The sequence below is a fragment of the Streptomyces sp. NPDC048506 genome, from assembly GCF_040651315.1.
Taxonomy (GTDB): Bacteria; Actinomycetota; Actinomycetes; order Streptomycetales; family Streptomycetaceae; genus Streptomyces.
Map to the genome: position 1 here is coordinate 83114 of NZ_JBEZIX010000021.1, position 19381 is coordinate 102494.

Below are 19381 nucleotides of genomic sequence, written 5' to 3' on the forward strand. Positions count from 1 at the left end.
CCGGCATGTCGACGTTCGGTGTCTGTCGGCTTGACGGCGAACGCGCGCTGAGCCGCGGGAAGTTCATCAGCCGATGATGCGGTGCGGACCGAAGGGTGTTGTGCGGGCTACCCAGATGTTTGGGTCATGCGGGCGTTGACCCTGTTCCCGTAGCGGATCTCCGTGCTGGACTGCGACATGTCATCAGGTTCCCTCTGAGGGGGGCCAACAGCGACATGGGCACGAAAAGCAGCGGGGGTACGCCATGGTGAAACCGGGTAGAGAGGGGACGGTTCAGGGTCCGCAGACCACCGGGGAGGACATCGGCGGTTACCGCAAGCTCTTCGACTCCTTCAAGAAGGACGCCCGGGGCAACATATCCCCCATCGAGGTGGTGAAGCGGCTTCAGGAGTCGGGCATCACCCCCGACGACCCGCGCATCATCGAGGCCTGGCAGGTGATCGAGGATGCGGACCCGAGCAGCGGCGGGTCGCTTGACCTCGCACACTTCGCGAAACTGTGTCAGCGCAGTGGAGGTCTGCTCACCCGCGCCGTCACCGGCGATCTCGTCATCCCGGACTTTCGTTCCTTCGTGGCCGACATCGTCGAGATTCACGGAAGCCTGCTGGGGGAGAAGCGCGGCGCGGTGGCCGACTACATCCCGCAGTTGAAGCGGGTGCCGCCGGACCAGTTCGCCATCGCCGTCTGCACGGTGGACGGCCAGCGGTTCTCCATCGGCGATTCGGGCGTGCGTTTTTGCGTGCAGTCGGTCTGCAAGCCCATCAACTACTCGCTCACCCTGGAGGAACACGGCGCCGAGGTGGTCCATCGGCACGTGGGGCGGGAGCCGAGCGGCCGGGGGTTCAACGAGCTGACGGTCAACGGGGACGGCCTTCCGCACAACCCGATGATCAACTCCGGCGCGATCATGAGTTGTTCGCTCATCAGGGAGTCGCTCGACATCGCGGATCGCTTCGACTATGTGGAGGACACCTGGCGGAGACTGTCGGGCGGCAGCCCGGTCGGATTCAACAACTCCGTCTACCTCTCGGAGCGGCAGACCGCCGACCGCAACTTCGCGCTGGGCTACTTCATGCGTGAGCACCGCGCCTTCCCCCACGGCACCGATCTGGTGGAGACCCTGGAGTTCTACTTCCAGTGCTGCTCCATCGAGCTCGACTCCGGTGCGCTCTCCTCGGTCGCCGCCACGCTTGCCAACGGCGGGGTCGTTCCGCTCACCAACGACCGGGTCTTCTCGACCGGTTCGGTCCAGAAATGCCTGTCCCTGATGTCGTCGTGCGGCATGTACGACTACTCCGGGGAATTCGCCTTCACCATTGGACTTCCCGCCAAAAGCGGGGTCTCCGGTGCTCTCATGCTGGTCGTGCCGCAGGTCATGGGGATCGCCATCTGGTCACCCCGGCTGGACGCCCTGGGGAACTCCGTTCGGGGCATCGAATTCTGCCGACAGCTGGTCGCCAAGTACAACTTCCACATGTACGACTCGCTCGTGGGGAGCGAGGAGAAGGGCAAACGCGACCCCCGGCGCAGGAAGAACCAGACGGCGATCGACGGCCTCGTCGGCCTGCTGTGGTCGGCCAGCACCGGCGACCTCGAAGGGGTACGGGCCGCTCTGGCAGCCGGCGTTCCGGCCGCGTCCGGCGACTACGACGGTCGTACGGCGCTCCATCTGGCCGCCTCCGAGGGCCATATGGACGTCGTCAGATACCTGCTGGAGCAGGGCGCCGACGTCGAGGCCACCGACCGGTGGGGCGGCACCCCGCTCACCGATGCCGAAAAGGGCCGCCACACCGCGGTCGTCGAGGCGCTGAAGGAGTCGGTCTGGCTCGTCGAAGCGGTGGCTGCGGCCTCCCGTGCCATGAACGGCACCGCCTGATCCGAAGCGCGCCCCACACAGCGCCGTGTCCTGGCCGGAGATCCCGGTCGCAGGCTCCGCGGGCAGCGGGACAACCGACGGGCCCGAAGGCTTTCCGCCTCCGGCGGAAAGAAGAACCACCGCACGCGGAATGACCGTACGCGCAACAACCGCACGCGCAACGACCGCACGCGGAATGTCCGTACGCGCAACAACCCCACGCGCAACAACCGAATGACTAGACAACGCCGAGGCAGAACTTCCTGCTCTCGGAAAGAACCACAGGAGAGACACAACCGTGAGTTACCGAGCCGAGTACATCTGGATCGACGGCACCCGGCCCAGCGCCAAGCTGCGCTCCAAGACCAAGATCCTCGCGGACGGGGCGGAGCCGCCGATCTGGGGCTTCGATGGCTCCAGCACCAACCAGGCCGAAGGCCACGCCTCCGACTGCGTGCTCAAGCCGGTGTTCAGCTGCCCGGACCCGATCCGCGGCGGAAGCGACACCCTGGTGCTCTGCGAGGTCCTCAACACCGACTTCAGCCCGCACGAGTCCAACACCCGCTCGCTGCTGACCGAGGTGGCCGAGCGCTTCGAGGACCAGCAGCCGATCTTCGGAATCGAGCAGGAGTACACCTTCTTCGACGGCGCCCGCCCCCTGGGCTTCCCCGACCGCGGATACCCGGCGCCCCAGGGCGGCTACTACTGCGGCGTCGGCTCCGACGAGATCTTCGGACGGAAGATCGTCGAGCGGCACCTCGACCACTGCCTCGCCGCCGGACTGGGCATCTCGGGCATCAACGCCGAGGTCATGCCGGGCCAGTGGGAGTTCCAGGTGGGTCCGCTCTCGCCGGTGGACGTCGCCGACCAGTTGTGGGTTGCCCGGTGGCTGCTCTACCGCACCGCCGAGGACTTCGGCGTCTCCGCCACCCTCGACCCCAAGCCGGTCAAGGGCGACTGGAACGGCGCGGGCGCGCACACCAACTTCTCCACCAAGGCGATGCGCGAGGGATACGACGCGATCATCACCGCCTGCGAGGCGCTGGGCGAGGGCACCAAGCCGCTGGAGCACGTGAGCGACTACGGCGCGGGCATCGACACACGGCTCACCGGCCTGCACGAGACCGCCCCCTTCGACCAGTACAGCTACGGCGTCTCCAACCGAGGCGCCTCGGTCCGTATCCCCTGGCAGGTCGAGGCCGACCAGAAGGGGTACATCGAGGACCGCCGCCCCAACGCCAACGTCGACCCGTACGTGGTGACCCGCCGCATCGTCGACACCTGCTGCGCCGCACTGGAGAAGGCCGGCCAGGTCTGATCCCCGCCCGCCGCCCCGGCCCACACACGGCCGGCGCGGCGGCCCGGTGTTCCTCCTCCGGGCTTGTGCACTCGCTCCGCATGCGGATGCCGGCGCAGACGGCGGCGGGCCTCCCCTCGAACCGAGGGGAGGCCCGCCGCCGTTCGCAGTCCGTATCACTGGGCGTTGACGGCCTCCAGCATGTTCAGCCGGGCCGCCCGGCGGGCCGGCCAGACCGCCGCCAGCACGCCCACGACCAGCGCGATCAGCAGGAACAGGCCGAGCCGGCCCCAGGGGAGCACCATCTCGTAGGTGGGGAAGGACGAGCCGACCAGGCTGCCGCCGGCCCACGCCAGGAAGATCCCCACGCCCATCCCGAGCACCGCGCCGAACAGCGAGATGACCACCGACTCCAGCCGCACCATCTGCTTGATGCCGCTGCGCGCCAGACCGATCGCCCTCAGCATGCCGATCTCCCGGGTCCGTTCGAACACCGACATCGCCAGGGTGTTGACCACGCCGACCACCGCGATGATGACGGCCATGCCCAGCAGCCCGTAGACCATGTTCACCACGGTGTCGATCTGCCCGGCGTTCTCCTTGCGCAGGTCGTCGTGGGTCTGGACCTTCAGCAGCGGGCTGTCGCCGAGCGCGTGCCGGATCTTCTTGACCAGCGCCGGGGAGCCGCCGTCGGCCGCCTTCACCAGCAGCTGCTCGTTCTTGTGCCGGGTCAGGTACGGGTCGACCAGCGAGAGGTCGGCGAAGGACTCGCCCAGCACCTCGTTGTCCTCGTAGCCGGCGGCGACCTTCAGCCGGGTCTGCTTCTTCTCGTCGAAGCGGACGGTCACCGTGTCGCCGACGTGCCAGCCGTGGTCCTTGAGGCCCTTCTGCGAGACGGCGATCCCGCCGGCCCGGACGGCGTCCAACGAGCCCTGGGTGAAGGTGAGGTGGGTGACCTTGTCGATCTGTGTGAGGTCGGTGCCGCGGAGGTAGCCGAAGCCGCCCTCGCCGCTGCCGTCGGTGGTGTAGCCCGCGCCGCGCAGCGGGGCCACCGCCTCGACGCCGGGGACCTTCGCCACGTTCTTCGACAGCTCGGGGTCCAGGCCGACGAACGTCGAGGTGCTGATCTGGTAGTCGGCGGTCAGCCCGCGGGCCGCCATCTTGTCCATGCCCAGCTGCGCCGAGTGCCCCACGACCGTCATGCCGGTGATCAGGGTGAGCCCGATCATCAGCGCCGAGCCGGTCGCCGCGGTACGGCGCGGATTGCGCAGCGCGTTCTCCTTGGCGAGCTTGCCGCCGATGCCGAACAGCCGCGTGGTGACCAGGCCGGCCAGCGACACCAGCGGACGGGACAGCAACGGAGCCAGGACGATCACGCCGGTCAGCGTCAGCATCGAGCCGAGCATGGCGGTCGGCAGGTCGTCACCGGACTTCAGCGTGGAGACGTAGAGCATCACCGCCACGCCCAGTGCGGTGATCACCGCGCCGATGGTGTTGCGCAGGACCAGGCTGCGCAGCGCGGGCGGGGCCTCGACGCTGCTCAGCGCCTCCACCGGAGCGATCCGCGCCGCCTTGCGGGACGGCAGCCAGGCGGCCAGTACGGTCACCACGACGCCCACCCCGAGCGCGGCGAGCACGGTGGCCGGGGTGATGACGACCGGTCCGTCCGGGAAGCCCGCGCCATTGGCGTCCAGTACGGCCCGCAGCCCCACCGCGATCCCCAGGCCCAGCGCGAAGCCGACGACCGAGGAGATCAGCCCCAACAGCGCGGCCTCGGCGAGCACCGAGCGCACGACCTGCCGGCGCGAGGCGCCCACCGCACGCAGCAGCGCGATTTCGCGGCTGCGCTGCGAGATGAGCATCGTGAAGGTGTTGGCGATGATGAACACCCCGACGAACAGCGCGATCCCGGCGAAGGTCAGCAGCGTCTGGCTCAGCGCGCTGTTCTGCTGGGCGATCATCCGGGACTGCTCGGCGGCCAGGTCGCTGCCGCTGGCCGCGGTGGCCCGGTCCTTCGGGAGCACGGCCCGGACCTTGGCGGTCAGCGCCCGCTCGTCGGTGCCGGGCCGGGCGGACACGATCAGCTCGTCGAACTGGCCGGGGTGCAGGTACAGCTGCTGCGCGGTGGCGGTGTCGAACAGCGCCAGGCTGCCGCCCGCGGTCACCTGCGGGTCGTCGGTCGCCACGATCCCGACCAGCTTCTTCTTCAGCACCGGCCCGTCGGTGGCGAACCGCACGGTGTCGCCGATGCGGACGCCGGCCGCCTCGGCGGTGGACTCGGCCAGCGCGATCTCGTTGCCGTTGGCCGGGCCGCGGCCCTGGACGAGCGGGTAGCGGCTGTCCTTGCCGTCCGCGCCCGGCTGGTAGTTGACGGCGTGGTTCTGCCAGCCGTTGCCGATCGGCTGGTCGTCGGTGCCGGCCAGGGTCGCCTGACCGGTGACGTCGGACCGCACCGATGCCACGCCGGGCAGCGCGCGGATCCGGTCGGCGAGCCGGTCGTCTAGGGCGGTGGCCCGCTTGCCGTCCTTCTCGGCGTCGACGACGTCGGGGGCCGAGCGGTCGTTGTTGGTGGCCTGGACGGAGACGGCCACGTCCTTGAGGTTCTTGGCGGAGGCGTTCTTGACCGCCTCCGCGACGGAGTCGCTGAAGATGAGGGTGCCGGCGACGAAGGCGACGCCGAGCAGCACCGCGAGCGCGGTCATCATCAAGCGGGCTTTGTGCGCAAGGACGTTGCGCAGGGCAGTACGAAGCATGGCGGTGGTGTCAGTCCTGGGTCCGGGGTGCTTGGGTATGAAGGGCGGCGCCCTGGGGTGGAGCCGGCGCCCTGGGGTGGAGCCGGCGTCCCGGGGTGGAGCCGGCGTCCCGGGCGGGAGCGCGGCGCCCCGGTGGGGGAGGCGCGGCGCCCGGGTCGGCGGGTACCGGCCGTGGCCGGCTCGGCCGGCGCTCGGCCGGTGTGTCCGGCCCGTGGCTAGCTCGTCCGGCCCTTCGCCTCGAACAGCCGCATCCGGTCCAGCACCGCGTCCGCGGTCGGCCGGTGGAGCTCCTCGACGATCCGGCCGTCCGCGAGGAAGACGACCCGGTCCGCGTAGGCCGCCGCGACCGGGTCGTGGGTGACCATCACCACCGTCTGGTCCATCGCCTGCACCGACTCGCGCAGGAAGCCCAACACCTCCGCGCCGGAGCGGGAGTCGAGGTTGCCGGTCGGCTCGTCCGCGAAGATGATCTCCGGGCGGGCGGCCAGCGCCCGGGCGACCGCGACCCGCTGCTGCTGACCGCCGGAGAGCTGCGCCGGGCGGTGCGCCAGCCGCCCGGCGAGACCGACGGTCTCGATGACGGCGCTGACCCACTCCCGGTCGGGCCTACGGCCCGCGATGTCCAACGGCAGCGTGATGTTCTCCAGTGCGGAGAGCGTGGGCAGCAGGTTGAACGCCTGGAATATGAAGCCGATCTTGTCCCGGCGCAGCCGCGTCAGCTGCTTGTCGTTCAGCGACGCCAGCTCCACGTCGCCGATCCGGGCCGAGCCGGTGGAGATCGTGTCCAGCCCGGCCATGCAGTGCATCAGCGTGGACTTGCCGGAGCCGGACGGACCCATGATCGCGGTGAACCGGGCCTTGCCGAACTCGACCGAGACGGAGTCCAGCGCCACGACCCGGGTCTCCCCCTGGCCGTAGACCTTGCTCAGATCCGTCGCCCGGGCGGCGACGGCGGGGGCGGTGCGGGGGGTTCCGGGGACGCGCGAGGAACCCGGAACGGCTGCCGTGTGGGACACGGGAAACTCCTGGGAAAGGCTGGGATGGGGACGGACGATTCGACATCCCCATTCTCGAACGCGCAGGTCAGCGCGGTCCTCACCCGCAGGGACCGAAAGCCGGACCGGCCGGAAGTGCCATCGTCGGCCGTCGCGTCATCCTCTGGACGGACGCCCCTCCGCCCGGGGACCGACGGGATCTGTCGGGGTTGCCCCGACCCCGGGGCCCGAGCCTCACTCGCCGAGCCGCGCCCAGAACTCCTCGAGGATGCCGTCGAGGAAGGTGCGACCGGTCTCGCCGGACTCCTCCGTGCCGTCCCCGCCGCCCCAGTTGAGCGTAGCGGCCATGGCCGCCTGGTACTCGGCGTGCAGCTCCTGAAGGACCTCCTGGATCCGTTGCTTGGGCAGCGGTACGAGCTTGCCGACCGGCCGTACATAGGCCTGCCAGCGGGTGGTGACGGCGCTGGTCAGCAGCTCGGACAGGGTCCGGTCCCGGCCGGTGACACGGAGCAGCGCGGGCCGCGACAGCTTCAGCACCTCGGCGAGCGCCGCGGCCTGGCGGTCGTTCCCGCGCCACGGCCCGCCGGCCTCCAGCCGCTCGTACCCGGCCTGGTCCATGCCGACGGCCGACGCCAGGGCGTCGGGCGCGAGGCCGGCCGAGAGGCGGTACTCGCGCAGGGTTCCCGGGGCGCCGAGCAGGTCTCCGGGCGCGCACCACAGGGCGCCGGCCAGCGCGGTCAGTTCGGACTCCGTGGGGGTGGATTCCCGCAATTCCCAGGACGCCACCGTCACCGGCGATATCTGTATTCCGAAGGCGGCCCATATTCCGTAGGCGACATGCGCAGGGGTCATGCCGAGGGCCTCGCGGTGCCGGCGGGCGGCGTCGGCATTGAATGGGGGCCTGCGCGGCTCCCCGGTGTGCGTGTTCACCGGCACACGGTAAGTGACGGGGTGGCTTTGCACCTATCGTGCGGATATCCAAGGATGAAAGTCGGAGGAAGCTACTAGCCGGCCGGTTTCCCTCGGCCACCTGCGACGGTTCTCCGTCACCGGGCTGCACGTCGGCGCCATGGACCCCGCACCGCCCCTTCGCTAACCCTTCACGGCACCGCCCAGCGCGAAACCGCCACCCAGTCGCCTCGAAATAAGGATGTACAGCAGGACGACGGGTGTCGAGTACAGGATCGAAAATGCCGCGAGTTCGCCGAAGGCGATGGCCCCGTAATTGCCGAAGAAATTGAAGATGCTGACCGATGCGGGGAGTTGATCGGGGGAGAGCAACAGCATGAACGGCACAAAGAAATTGCCCCACATCATGATGAAGGTGTAGATCGCGACGACGCCCACTCCCGGGCCCATCAGCGGCAGGATCACCCGCAGCAGCGTCTGCGACCAGGACGCACCGTCCGTCCACGCCGCCTCCTCCAGGGCCCTCGGCACCCCGTCCATGTAGTTCTTCATCAGCCAGATGGCGAACGGGAGTTGGGCGGCGGCCAGGAACAGCGCGGTGCCGTACCGGGTGTCGATCAGGTTGACCTGCACGAACATCCCGTAGACCGGCACCATCACGGCGGTGATCGGCAGACAGGTCGAGAACAGGACGGTGAGCAGGAACGGGCGGGCGAAGCGGGAGCGGAACCGGGAGAGCGGATAGGCGGCGAGCGCCGCGCAGACCACGGTCAGCACGGTGGCCCCGCCGCAGATCAGCAGGCTGTTGAGCATCGGCCGGAAGGTGATCTCGTCGGTCAGCACCGCCGAGAAGTTCTCCAGCGTCGCCGACGCCGGCAGCCGCACCCGCAGCGTGGCCTCCGCGTCCAGCGACGACAGCACCAGCCACACCAGCGGGGTCGCGAACGCCACCGCGACGACCAGCAGCCCGGCATCGGCGGCCAGCCGGTGGCGGTGAGTCCTGCGCCAAGCCCGTCGGAGCGCTCGGGGCAGGGCCCGGCGGGGGAGCGGCACGGCTCAGACCTCCTCGCGCAGCAGACGCAGGTAGACGACCGAGAACACCGCGCCCACCAGCAGCAACAGCAGCGCCACCGCGGTGCCGTAGCCGATCAGCGACTTCAGGAACGCCTGGTCGTACATGAACACCGGCAGCGTCTGGCTGCGGTTGCCCGGGCCGCCGCGCGTCATCGCCCAGATCAGCCCGAAGACGGAGAGCGTCTGGAGGGTGTTGAGCATCAGATTGGTGCCGATGGAGCGGCGGATCATCGGCAGCGTGATGTGCCACAGCCGGCGCAGCCCGCCCGCGCCGTCGACCTCGGCGGACTCGGTGACCTCCTGGGGGATCCCGGAGAGCGCCGCCGAGTAGATCAGCATCGAGAACGCCGTGCCGCGCCAGACGTTGGCGAACGACACGGCCAGGATGGGCAGCGTGAACAGCCAGTTCTGGGTGGGCAGATGGAGCCACGCCAGGAGCGCGTTGAGGGTGCCGCGCCGCTCGAAGAAGGTGTAGAGCAGGAAGCCCGCGACGATCTCCGGGAGCACCCAGGCGGTGATCACCAGCGCGCCGGTCAGCGACCGCACCGGCCGGGAGGCGCGACGCATCAGACCGGCCAGCGCCAGACCCAGGGTGTTCTGCCCGAGGATCGAGGAGACCACGGTGAACACCAGGGTCAGCGCCACCGCGTTGAGGAACGCCGGATCCCCGAACGCCCGCCGGAAGTTGGCCAGCCCGACGAAGGACGCCGACTCCTGGCCGGTCAGCTGGGCGTCGGTGAAGGCGATGACGACGCAGTAGCCGATCGGGCCGGCGAGGAAGAGCGACAGCAGGACGGCGGCCGGGACGACCGGTGACCAGCGCAGCCACCGGGTACGGGCCGGGGTGCCGCGCGCGGTGCGGGTGACGGCCGGGGTCCGGTCGACGGCACCGGTCGTCATGGCTTGGCGACCGTCCGGCCGTCCACGAGGGACTTCAGCGCGTCGTCGTAGTCCCGGGCGGCCTTCTCCGGTGTGGCGTCACCGGCGGTGACCGCCTCCATCGCCTCGCCGATCGCCGCCGCGACCCTGGGGTACTCGGGCAGCGCGGGCCGGTACCGACTGACCTTCACCAGGCTCGTGAAGAACCCGATCCCCGGTACGGACCTCCGATAGCGCGGATCGGCCGCGACGTCCTTGCGGACCGCGATCTGCGCGCCTCGTACGCACCACTCCAGGGCGTTCCGCTTCGACTGGAAGGTTTCGATCAACTTCCATGCCAGCTCCGGCTGTTGGGCCTTCGCCGGCACCGACCAGGTCCAACCGCCGGCCAGGCTCACCCGGCCCGGAGGGGCGCCGGCCCGCGTCGGGAACGGGGCCTGGCCGAGCGTGGTCGACCAGGCCGGCCAGGGCTTGCCGCCGCCCGTCCGCTGCCACTGCTGGCCCAGCCACGACCCGTCGAGGTCGATCGCCAGCTTCTCCTCGGGCAGCAGCTCGGCGGCCACATTGGTCTGGATGTTGGGGCTGAGCGCATCGGAGACATCGGGCCCGAGCTTCTCCTTGTAGACCGTGTCGATGAAGGACAGGCTGTCCTGGAAGCCCTTGGTGCCGGTCACCCACTTCTTCGCCCGCGGGTCGTAGAGCTGGTCCTCGCCCGTGCCGTACAGCAGCATCTCGAAGCCCTGCATCACGGCCGCCTCGCCGGCGCCCTTGCCGGTGAAGACGTTCAACGGGATGACGCCGGGCACCTTGCGCTTGATGGTCCGCGCCGCGTCCAGCACCTCCTCCCAGGTCCTCGGCCGCCACGTCGTGGGCAGCCCGGCCCGCCGGAAGACCTTCTTGTTGAACCACAGCCCACGGGTGTCCGTCCCGTCCGGGACGCCGTACGTCTTCCCGTCCTGCCCCCGGGCCGCCGCCTTCGCGGCCGGCTCGAACTGCTTCCAGTCGTCCCACCCGCCGACCTCACCGTCCAGCGGCCGCAACAGCCCCGCCTTGATGTCGGAGTTGACCAGGAAGGTGTCCTCGTACACCAGGTCCGGTGCGGTCCTGGGGGAGCGCATCATCTGCTGGATCTTGGTGTAGTAGTCGTTCTCCGACGCCTGGATCGGGATGAGCCGGACCTTCTTGCCCGGGTTGTTCTTCTCGAACTCCCGGGCCACCAGGCGGATGTAGTCGTCCCGTACGGTGACCTTGGCGTTGGTGTCCTTGATGAAGGCGACCTTGACGGTGTTCCGGTCGCCGGCCGAGTCGCCGCCGCAGGCGGTGAGCGTCCCGGCGGCGACGACGGCGGCGGCGAGCAGAACCAGCGGGGCGGTGGGGCGCACGGCACGACCTCCAGCTACGGACCACGGTCAACCAACCACGGCGTACTGCCCGCTGAACGTAAGTCACCGATCACACCGGGTCAATGCCCCGACCAGCGATAGCGCAATTCGGGGCGGCCGACCTGCCCGTACTGCGGGGCGCGGGCGGCCCGGCCGCTCGCCACGAGGTGTTCGAGGTATCGGCGCGCGGTGATCCGGGAGATGCCCACGTCGGCGGCCGCTTCGGTCGCGGTCACCCCGCCCCCGGCGGACCGCAGCACCTCGGTCACCGCCCGCAGGGTGGCCGCGGTCAGCCCCTTGGGCAGCGCGGCCGGACGCGGTGCGCGCAGCGCGGCGATCGCCCGGTCCACCTCGTCCTGCCCGCTGGCCTCGCCGGTGGTGGCCCGGAACACGGCGTAGCGGGTGAGCCGGTCGCGCAGCGTGGCGAAGGTGAACGGCTTCAGCACGTACTGCACCACACCGAGCGAGACGCCCTCGCGCACCATCGTCAGATCGCGGGCCGAGGTGACCGCGATGATGTCCGCGGTGTGCCCGGCCGCCCGCAGCGTGCGCACCAGCGTCAGGCCGTGGCCGTCCGGCAGGTACAGGTCGAGCAGCAGCAGGTCGACCGGGTTCTGGTCGAGGTGGCGGCGGGCGTCCCCCATGGAGTGGACGGTGCCGGAGACGGTGAAGCCGGGCACCCGTCCCACGTACAGGGCGTGCGCGTCGGCGGCCACCGGGTCGTCCTCGACGACCAGCACCCGGATCTCGGCGGGACTCATCGGACACCTCCTTCCACGTCCGGGCGGGCCGGTGCGGGACCTCCGGCCGACGCGCTCATGCCGTCGCCCCCGTTCGCAGCGGCAGCCGTACGGTGAACTGTGCGCCGCCCTCCGGCGCCCGGTCCAGGGCGAGGGCGCCCCCGTTGCGCCGCACGGCCTGCCGGACCAGGGCCAGGCCCAGGCCGTGGCCGGGGCCCTGTTTGGTGCTCCAGCCCCGCCGGAAGATCTCCTCGGCGGCCTCCGCGGCCACCCCCGGCCCGTTGTCCGCCACCCGCAGCAGCAGCTCGTCACCGGTCGCCCGGGCGGTGACGAGCACCCGCGGCGTCCCGGTGGTGGAGTGCTCCGGGGTCGGGGCGGCGGCGTCGATGGCGTTGTCGAGGAGGTTGCCCAGCACCGTCACCAGGTCGCGGGCCGGCAGGTCGGGTGGCAGCACCCCGTCGTCGATCCGGCTGTCGGGCGTCAGGGTCAGCTCCACCCCGCGCTCATTGGCCTGGGCGGCCTTGCCCAGCAGCAGCGCGGCGAGCACCGGCTCGGCGACCGCGCCGACGACCCGGTCGGTCAGTGCCTGCGCCAGCTCCAGCTCCGCGGTGGCGAACTCCACCGCCTCCTCGGCCCGGCCCAGCTCGATCAGCGAGACCACCGTGTGCAGCCGGTTGGCGGCCTCGTGGGCCTGTGAGCGCAGCGCCTCGGCGAAACCGCGCACCGAGTCCAACTCCCCGGACAGCGCCTGGAGTTCGGTGTGATCGCGCAGGGTGACCACGCTGCCGCGCTGCTCGCCGCCGGAGACCGGGGAGGCGTTGACGACCAGCACCCGGTCGCCCGTCAGATGCAGCTCGTCGACGCGTGGACCGGGGGCCAGCAGCGCCTCGGTGAGCGGCTCCGGCAGCCCCAGCTCGCCCACCGGCCGGCCCACCGCGTCCTCGGACAGCCCCAGCAGCTCCCGTCCGCCGTCGTTGATCAGGGCGACCCTGCGCTCCCCGTCGAGCATCAGCAGCCCCTCGCGCACGGCGTGCAGCGCGGCCTGGTGGTAGTCGTGCATCCGGCCGAGTTCCTGGGCGTTCATCCCGTGGGTGTGCCGGCGCAGTCGGGCGTTGATGACGTACGTCCCCGCGCCGCCGAGCGCCAGCGCCGCCGCGGCCACCCCGACCACCGCCAGGACCTGGTCGCGCAGCTGCTCGCCGATGGTCTTGATGGTGATCCCGGAGCTGACCAGCGCGGTGATCCGGCCGCCGCGCCGGGGGTCGTGGACCGGCGCGACCACCCGTACCGACGGGCCGAGCACGCCCATGTGCGTCTCCGGGAAGATCTTGCCGCGCAGCGCCGGGCCGATGTGCCCGAGGTACTTCCCGCCGATCGCGGACGGCTCCGGATGCGTCCATCGGGTGCCGTCCGGGGCCATCACCACCACGAAGTCGACACCGGCGTCGCGCCGCAGCCGTTCGGCGTACGGCTGGAGCGCGGCGGTGGGGTCCGCGGTGCGGGCCGCCGCCACCACGGCGGGGGAGTCGGCGACGGCGGTGGCCGCGGCCGTCGCCTGCCGCCGCGCGGTCTCCTCCGCCTGCCGCCCGGCGCTGACGTACGCGAAGACGGCGCAGCCCACGACGACCGCCGCGACCAGCACCACCTGCATCGCGAAGAGCTGCCCGGCGAGACTGCGGGGGCCGCGCAGCGGGCGGGGCCACCGGGGCCCGCGGAGTCGGGGGAGTCGCATACAGAACAGTCTGCCCGGTCACTTTTGCGTGAACGAAATGTACGCAAGGGTGACGGGCGCCACAGCGGAGTGCATAGTCGCCGGGACTTGTTGTGTGGCAGAGCCGCAGATCAGCGCACAACCGTAGACCCGAGGAGGCAGCCGTGGCTGCACAGACCCCGCCGTCCGGGGGTACCACCGAGGAGACCGCGCCACCGAAGCGGGACCGGACCCACTTCCTCTACATCGCCGTCATCGGGGCGGTGCTGCTCGGCATCGTCGTGGGCTTCGCCGCGCCCGGTGTGGCCGTCCAGCTCAAGCCGCTCGGCACCGGGTTCGTGAACCTGATCAAGATGATGATCTCGCCGGTCATCTTCTGCACGATCGTGCTGGGCGTCGGCTCGGTCCGCAAGGCCGCCAAGGTCGGCGCGGTGGGCGGCCTGGCCCTCGGCTACTTCATGGTGATGTCGACCATCGCGCTGGCCATCGGCCTGGTCGTCGGCAACGTCCTGGAGCCGGGCTCCGGCCTGCACCTGACCGAGTCCGTGCGGCACGCCGGCCAGGCCCAGACGTCCGGCGGCGGCGAGACGCTCCCCGAGTTCCTGCTCGGCATGATCCCGACCACGCTGGTCTCCGCCTTCACCCAGGGCGAGGTGCTCCAGACCCTGCTGGTGGCGCTGCTGGTCGGCTTCGGCCTCCAGGCGCTGGGCGCGGCCGGTGAGCCGGTGCTGCGCGGCGTCGGTCACCTTCAGAAGCTGGTCTTCCGGGTGCTGGCCATGATCATGTGGGTGGCGCCGGTGGGTGCCTTCGGCGCCATCGCGGCGGTGGTCGGCGAGACCGGGTTGGACGCGCTGAAGTCGCTGGCCGTCATCATGGCCGGCTTCTACCTCACCTGTCTGCTGTTCGTCGTCGTGGTGCTCGGCACGCTGCTCCGGCTGGTCGCCGGCATCAACATCTTCCTGCTGCTGAAGTACCTCGCCCGCGAGTTCCTGCTGATCCTGTCCACCTCCTCCTCGGAGTCGGCGCTGCCCCGGCTGATCGCGAAGATGGAGCACCTGGGCGTCAGCAAGCCGGTGGTCGGCATCACCGTCCCGACCGGCTACAGCTTCAACCTCGACGGCACCGCCATCTACCTGACGATGTCCTCGCTGTTCGTGGCCGAGGCGATGGGCAAGCCCCTCTCGCTCGGGCAGCAGATCTCCCTGCTGGTCTTCATGATCATCGCGTCGAAGGGAGCGGCCGGCGTCACCGGTGCCGGTCTGGCGACGCTCGCCGGCGGCCTTCAGTCGCACCGGCCCGAACTGGTCGACGGTGTCGGCCTGATCGTCGGCATCGACCGCTTCATGAGCGAGGCGCGGGCCCTGACCAACTTCGCGGGCAATGCGGTGGCCACCGTGCTGGTCGGTACCTGGACCAAGGAGATCGACAGGTCCCGGGCGGCCGAGGTGCTCGCCGGCCGGATCCCGTTCGACGAGAAGACGCTGAACGCCGACGGACACGGCGTGGCAGCGGGCGAGCCGCCGGCCGCCGGTTCGGTCCCGCCGCAGGAGGGCGGGGCGGTGAAGGAGCCGGCCAAGGCCTGAACCGGGCCGTGCAGGAGGGGAGAAGGGGTGGGCGCCGACCGCGGCGCCCGCCCCTTCCGCACGCCCGGCAAAGCCGCCCCCTCAACGACCGCGGGTCAGGCCGGCCGTAGCCAGACGGTGGCCAGTGGAGGGAGCACCGCGGTGAAGGAGGCGGTGCGGCCGTTCCAGGGGACGGCCTCGGCCTTGAGCAGGTCGGGGTTGGCGACGCCGCTGCCGCCGTAGCGCGGGTCGTCGGTGTTGAGCACCTCGCGCCAGGCGGGGACGTGGTCCAGGGTCCCGACCCGGTAGGCGTGGCGCACGACGGGGGAGAAGTTGCTGACCGAGATCAGCGGCGAGCCGTCGGCGGCGAAGCGGAGGAAGGAGAAGACGTTGTCCTCGCCGGCGTCGCCGTCGATCCAGTGGAAGCCGGCCGGATCGGTGTCGCGCTCCCAGAGGGCCGGGGCGGCGGCGTAGTGCCGGTTCAGGTCGCGGACGAGGTCGCGGACGCCCCGGTGGTCCCGTTCGGCCTCGTACGACGGGTCGAGCAGCCACCAGTCCGGGCCGTGGCTCTCCGCCCACTCCGCGCCCTGGGCGAACTCCTGCCCCATGAAGAGGAGTTGCTTGCCCGGGTGGGCCCACATGAAGCCGAGGTAGGCCCGGTGGTTGGCGCGCTGCTGCCACCAGTCACCGGGCATCTTCGACACCAGCGCCCGCTTGCCGTGCACGACCTCGTCGTGGGAGATCGGCAGCACGTAGTTCTCCGAGTAGGCGTAGATCATCGAGAACGTCATCTCGCCGTGGTGGTACTTGCGGTGCACCGGCTCCTTGGAGACGTACCCCAGGGAGTCGTGCATCCAGCCCATGTTCCACTTCAACCCGAAGCCCAGACCGCCGAAGCCGCCGGGGCCGATGTGATGCGTGGCGCGGGTGACGCCGTCCCAGGCGGTGGACTCCTCGGCGATGGTGACGACGCCGGGGCAGCGCTTGTAGACCGTGGCGTTCATCTCCTGGAGGAAGGCGACCGCGTCGAGGTCCTCCCGCCCGCCGTCGACGTTCGGCGTCCAGTTGCCGTCCTCGCGCGAGTAGTCGAGGTAGAGCATCGAGGCCACGGCGTCCACCCGCAGCCCGTCGATGTGGAACTCCTCGCACCAGTACACGGCGTTGGCGACCAGGAAGTTACGGACCTCGGTGCGGCCGTAGTCGAACTCCAGGGTGCCCCAGTCCGGGTGCGCGGCCCGTGCCGGATCCTGGTGCTCGTACAGCGGGCGGCCGTCGAACTCGGCCAGCGCCCAGTCGTCGCGCGGGAAGTGCGCCGGCACCCAGTCCATCAGCACCCCGATACCGGCCCGGTGCAGCGCGTCGATCAGGAACCGGAAGTCGTCGGGGGTGCCCATCCGGGCGGTGGGCGCGTAGAAGCCGGTCACCTGGTAGCCCCAGGAGCCGCCGAACGGGTGCTCCGAGACCGGCATGAACTCGACGTGGGTGAAGCCCAAGTCCTTCACGTATGGCGGGAGTTGGTCTGCAAGCTGACGGTATGTCAAACCGGGTCGCCAGGAGGCGAGGTGCACCTCGTAGACGGAGAACGGCGCCTCGTGCACGGGCCGCTCCCCGCGCCGGGCCATCCAGTCGGCGTCCTTCCAGCGGTAGTGCGACTCCTCCACGACGGAGGCGGTGGCGGGCGGGCACTCGGTCCGCCGGGCCATCGGGTCGGCGCGCACGGTCTTCGACCCGTCCGGCCGGGTGATCTCGAACTTGTACAGATCACCCTCGCCGACACCCGGGAGGAAGAGCTCCCAGACACCGGAGGAGCCCAGCGACCGCATCGGGCAGCCGGTGCCGTCCCAGTAGTTGAAGTCGCCGACCACGCGGACGCCCCGGGCGTTGGGCGCCCACACCGTGAAGCGGGTGCCGGTCACGCCCTGGTGGTCCATGGTCCGGGCGCCCAGCGCCCGCCACAGCTGTTCGTGCCGGCCCTCGCCGAACAGGTGCAGGTCCAGCTCGCCGAGCGCGGGCAGGAAGCGGTAGGGGTCGCGCACGGTCGGCGCGGTGTCGCCGTAGTCGACCAGCAGCTCGTAGTCCGGGACGGTGCGCAGCGGCAGCACACCGGCGAACAGTCCGTCACCCTCCGAGTGCAGCTCCGCACGCAGCCCCGGCGCGACGACGGTCACACGCCGCGCGAAGGGCCGCAGCGCCCGGATGAGCAGCCCGCCGGGCACCGGGTGCGCACCGAGCAGCGCATGCGGATCGTGGTGCGCGCCGTCCAGCAGCCGGCCGCGGTCCTCGTCACGGAGCGGTTCGGCGGCCCGCACCCCGCGACCGCCGGAGGCGCCCCGGGGCGGCGCCGGGCGGTCGGACCGCCCCAGCGCGCCGTCGCCGGTCGGGTGCGGGGCGGGCGCGCGGTCGGCAGCGGTACGCCGGGACGGCGGCGATCCGGAGGAGGAGCGCGAGCGGGGTTCGCCCGGACGGGGTTCGGGTGAGGTGCTGGCGGGAGACGGGCGGGCGGTCACGAGTGGGGCCTCCTCGGGGCGGGGCGGGGCGGGGCGGGGCGGTGAGGTGAGGTGTGGGGCGGCTTCGGGGCGCGGGGACTCGTCGGGTCGGCGCGCGGTCGCCGGGGTGCGGGACGCGTGCCGGGCGGGCGGCCACGGCGGTGCGTACGGGGCGCCTCACCCCCGGCCGTCGCGCCGGACCGCCGGGCCCCCGCCGGCCGTCGGGCCGGTCCCGTCCACCCCCACCGTCGGCTCCCCGCCGGACGCCAGCCGCCGGATGGCGGCCATCGGGACGGACAGCCAGTCGGGCCGGTGCCGGGCCTCGTAGAGCACCTCGTAGACGGCCTTGTCGGTCTCGTAGGCGCGCATGAGCTCGGGCGCCGAGCGCGGATCGAGCCCGCCGGCCTCGGCGTACCCCAGGCAGTAGGCGGCGCGGGTGCGGCGCGCCCACTCCAGCGCCCACGGGTCCGAGCCGGCCGGCCCGCTGCGCGCCGCGTAGTCGAAGGAGCGCAGCATCGCCGCGACGTCCCGCACCGCGGGTTGCAGCCGGCGCCGCTCGGCGAGCGGACGGGCCGGCTCGCCCTCGAAGTCGATCAGCGACCAGCGGCCCCGGTCGGCGGAGCGCAGCGTCTGGCCCAGGTGCAGATCGCCGTGGATGCGCTGGGCGGCCCAGCTGCGGCCGTCGTGGCCCATCGCGGCCAGCGCGTCGAAGGCGGTGCGCAGCCGCGCGCGGTAGGGCTGGAGCACGGGCACGGCGCGGGCGGTGGCCTCCAGCCGCTCGTTCATCCGGGCGGCGATCGCATCGAGCTGCGGGCGGCGCAGCTCGGTGGTCGGCAGGGTCTGGGCGAGCGCGGTGTGCACTTCCGCGGTGGCGTGCCCGAGCGCCCGGGCCGAACCGGTGAAGTCGGCGCGCACCGCCAGCGCATTGAGGGCCAGCTGCCAGCCGTCCGCCGACCCCGGCAGGAACGGCTGGAGCACGCCCAGCGTCGTCGCCTCACCGCACTCGCCCGCGGCCGCCGACTCGAACCACGCGGCGGGCGCCGGCACCCGCGCGCACTTGGCGTCGGCCAACGCCCGCGGCAGCTCCAGGTCCGGGTTGATGCCCGGCTCGATCCGCCGGAAGACCTTCAGGATGAAGGAATCGCCGTAGACGACGGAGGAGTTGGACTGCTCGACGGCGATCGGCCGGGCCGGCAGCCCGGAGGGGATGTCCGCGCCCGGCTCCCGGCAGAAGCGCAGTCCCCCGATCCGCCCCGGCACCCGCAGCCGTTCCAGCAGCAGTCCGCACAGCCGGTTGTCGAGCAACGCGTCATAGACCGTACGGCCCCGCAGCGGGCCCCCGCCCGGCCGGCCGATCACCGCCGGCGCCAGCTGCGGCGCCGGCGCCGGATGCACCCCCAGCAGCAGCTGATAGCGGTCGCCGCCGGCCGGGGTGCATCTCGGCGGGGCGCTCTGCTGGGCGCGGACGAGCAGCTGGAGCAGCCCCGGCGCGGTGCCGTCGCCGGTGCACGGCAGCAGCTCGGTCGCCGACAGCAGTGTGAAACCGGTGATCAGCCGCCCCTTGCCGGCGAACCAGCGCTGGCGCGGCACCCATGCGGCCAGGAGGGGTACCAGCGAGGAGAGCAGATCGGGGGCGGTGACGAGCGGACGGCGGTCAGGGCTGTTACGGGTGGCACGGGTCGGGGCGGTGTCCGACATGGCGTCGCGTCCTTTCCCCGGGCACACGACAGGTAGGGCA

13 protein-coding genes are annotated in these 19381 nt (G+C 71.4%); 3 read left to right on the top strand and 10 right to left on the bottom strand.

The window, feature by feature from the left end:
• Positions 1-244 precede the first annotated feature (244 nt).
• Both glsA and glnII read left to right on the top strand, forming a co-directional pair.
• Positions 245-1876, top strand: coding sequence for a glutaminase A (gene glsA, locus AB0C96_RS19040; protein ID WP_362918808.1), 1632 nt, complete (start codon positions 245-247; stop codon positions 1874-1876).
• Positions 1877-2153: 277 nt separating this feature from the next.
• Positions 2154-3173, top strand: a complete 1020-nt coding sequence (glnII, locus tag AB0C96_RS19045; RefSeq protein ID WP_362918809.1) for a glutamine synthetase — start codon at positions 2154-2156, stop codon at positions 3171-3173.
• Positions 3174-3328: 155 nt separating this feature from the next.
• On the opposite strand, the gene AB0C96_RS19050 is transcribed toward glnII, so the two are convergent.
• From AB0C96_RS19050 to AB0C96_RS19085, 8 genes are all read right to left on the bottom strand, one after another.
• A complete protein-coding gene (locus tag AB0C96_RS19050) occupies positions 3329-5905 on the bottom strand; it encodes an FtsX-like permease family protein (RefSeq protein ID WP_362918810.1) in 2577 nt (858 codons plus the stop codon).
• Between the two features lie 215 nt (positions 5906-6120).
• A complete protein-coding gene (locus tag AB0C96_RS19055) occupies positions 6121-6834 on the bottom strand; it encodes an ABC transporter ATP-binding protein (RefSeq protein ID WP_362918854.1) in 714 nt (237 codons plus the stop codon).
• Between the two features lie 300 nt (positions 6835-7134).
• On the bottom strand, positions 7135-7836 hold the full coding sequence (locus AB0C96_RS19060; protein WP_362918811.1) for a helix-turn-helix transcriptional regulator: 702 nt from the start codon (positions 7834-7836) through the stop codon (positions 7135-7137).
• A 156-nt stretch (positions 7837-7992) separates the two neighbouring features.
• Positions 7993-8862 carry a carbohydrate ABC transporter permease gene (locus AB0C96_RS19065; RefSeq protein ID WP_362918812.1) on the bottom strand — a complete coding sequence of 290 codons (870 nt, stop codon included), beginning with the start codon at positions 8860-8862 and terminating at the stop codon, positions 7993-7995.
• 3 nt (positions 8863-8865) lie between these two features.
• A complete protein-coding gene (locus AB0C96_RS19070; RefSeq protein WP_362918813.1) occupies positions 8866-9783 on the bottom strand; it encodes a sugar ABC transporter permease in 918 nt (305 codons plus the stop codon).
• On the bottom strand, positions 9780-11144 hold the full coding sequence (locus AB0C96_RS19075; RefSeq protein WP_362918814.1) for an extracellular solute-binding protein: 1365 nt from the start codon (positions 11142-11144) through the stop codon (positions 9780-9782). The genes AB0C96_RS19070 and AB0C96_RS19075 overlap by 4 nt, the downstream gene beginning before the upstream one ends.
• An 80-nt stretch (positions 11145-11224) precedes the next feature.
• The gene (locus tag AB0C96_RS19080) at positions 11225-11905 is read right to left on the bottom strand and encodes a response regulator (protein ID WP_362918815.1); all 681 of its coding nucleotides are present in this window, start codon (positions 11903-11905) and stop codon (positions 11225-11227) included.
• Between the two features lie 55 nt (positions 11906-11960).
• Positions 11961-13616, bottom strand: coding sequence for a sensor histidine kinase (locus AB0C96_RS19085; RefSeq protein WP_362918816.1), 1656 nt, complete (start codon positions 13614-13616; stop codon positions 11961-11963).
• A gap of 143 nt (positions 13617-13759) precedes the next feature.
• Here AB0C96_RS19085 and AB0C96_RS19090 point away from each other — a divergent pair, with 143 nt between their 5' ends.
• A complete protein-coding gene (locus AB0C96_RS19090; RefSeq protein WP_362918817.1) occupies positions 13760-15178 on the top strand; it encodes a cation:dicarboxylase symporter family transporter in 1419 nt (472 codons plus the stop codon).
• A 95-nt stretch (positions 15179-15273) separates the two neighbouring features.
• Here the strand turns inward: AB0C96_RS19090 and glgB are convergent, their stop codons facing one another.
• Both glgB and AB0C96_RS19100 read right to left on the bottom strand, forming a co-directional pair.
• On the bottom strand, positions 15274-17466 hold the full coding sequence (gene glgB, locus AB0C96_RS19095; RefSeq protein WP_362918855.1) for a 1,4-alpha-glucan branching enzyme: 2193 nt from the start codon (positions 17464-17466) through the stop codon (positions 15274-15276).
• 354 nt (positions 17467-17820) lie between these two features.
• A complete protein-coding gene (locus AB0C96_RS19100; RefSeq protein WP_362918818.1) occupies positions 17821-19341 on the bottom strand; it encodes a phosphotransferase in 1521 nt (506 codons plus the stop codon).
• Between the last annotated feature and the right edge of the window lie 40 nt (positions 19342-19381).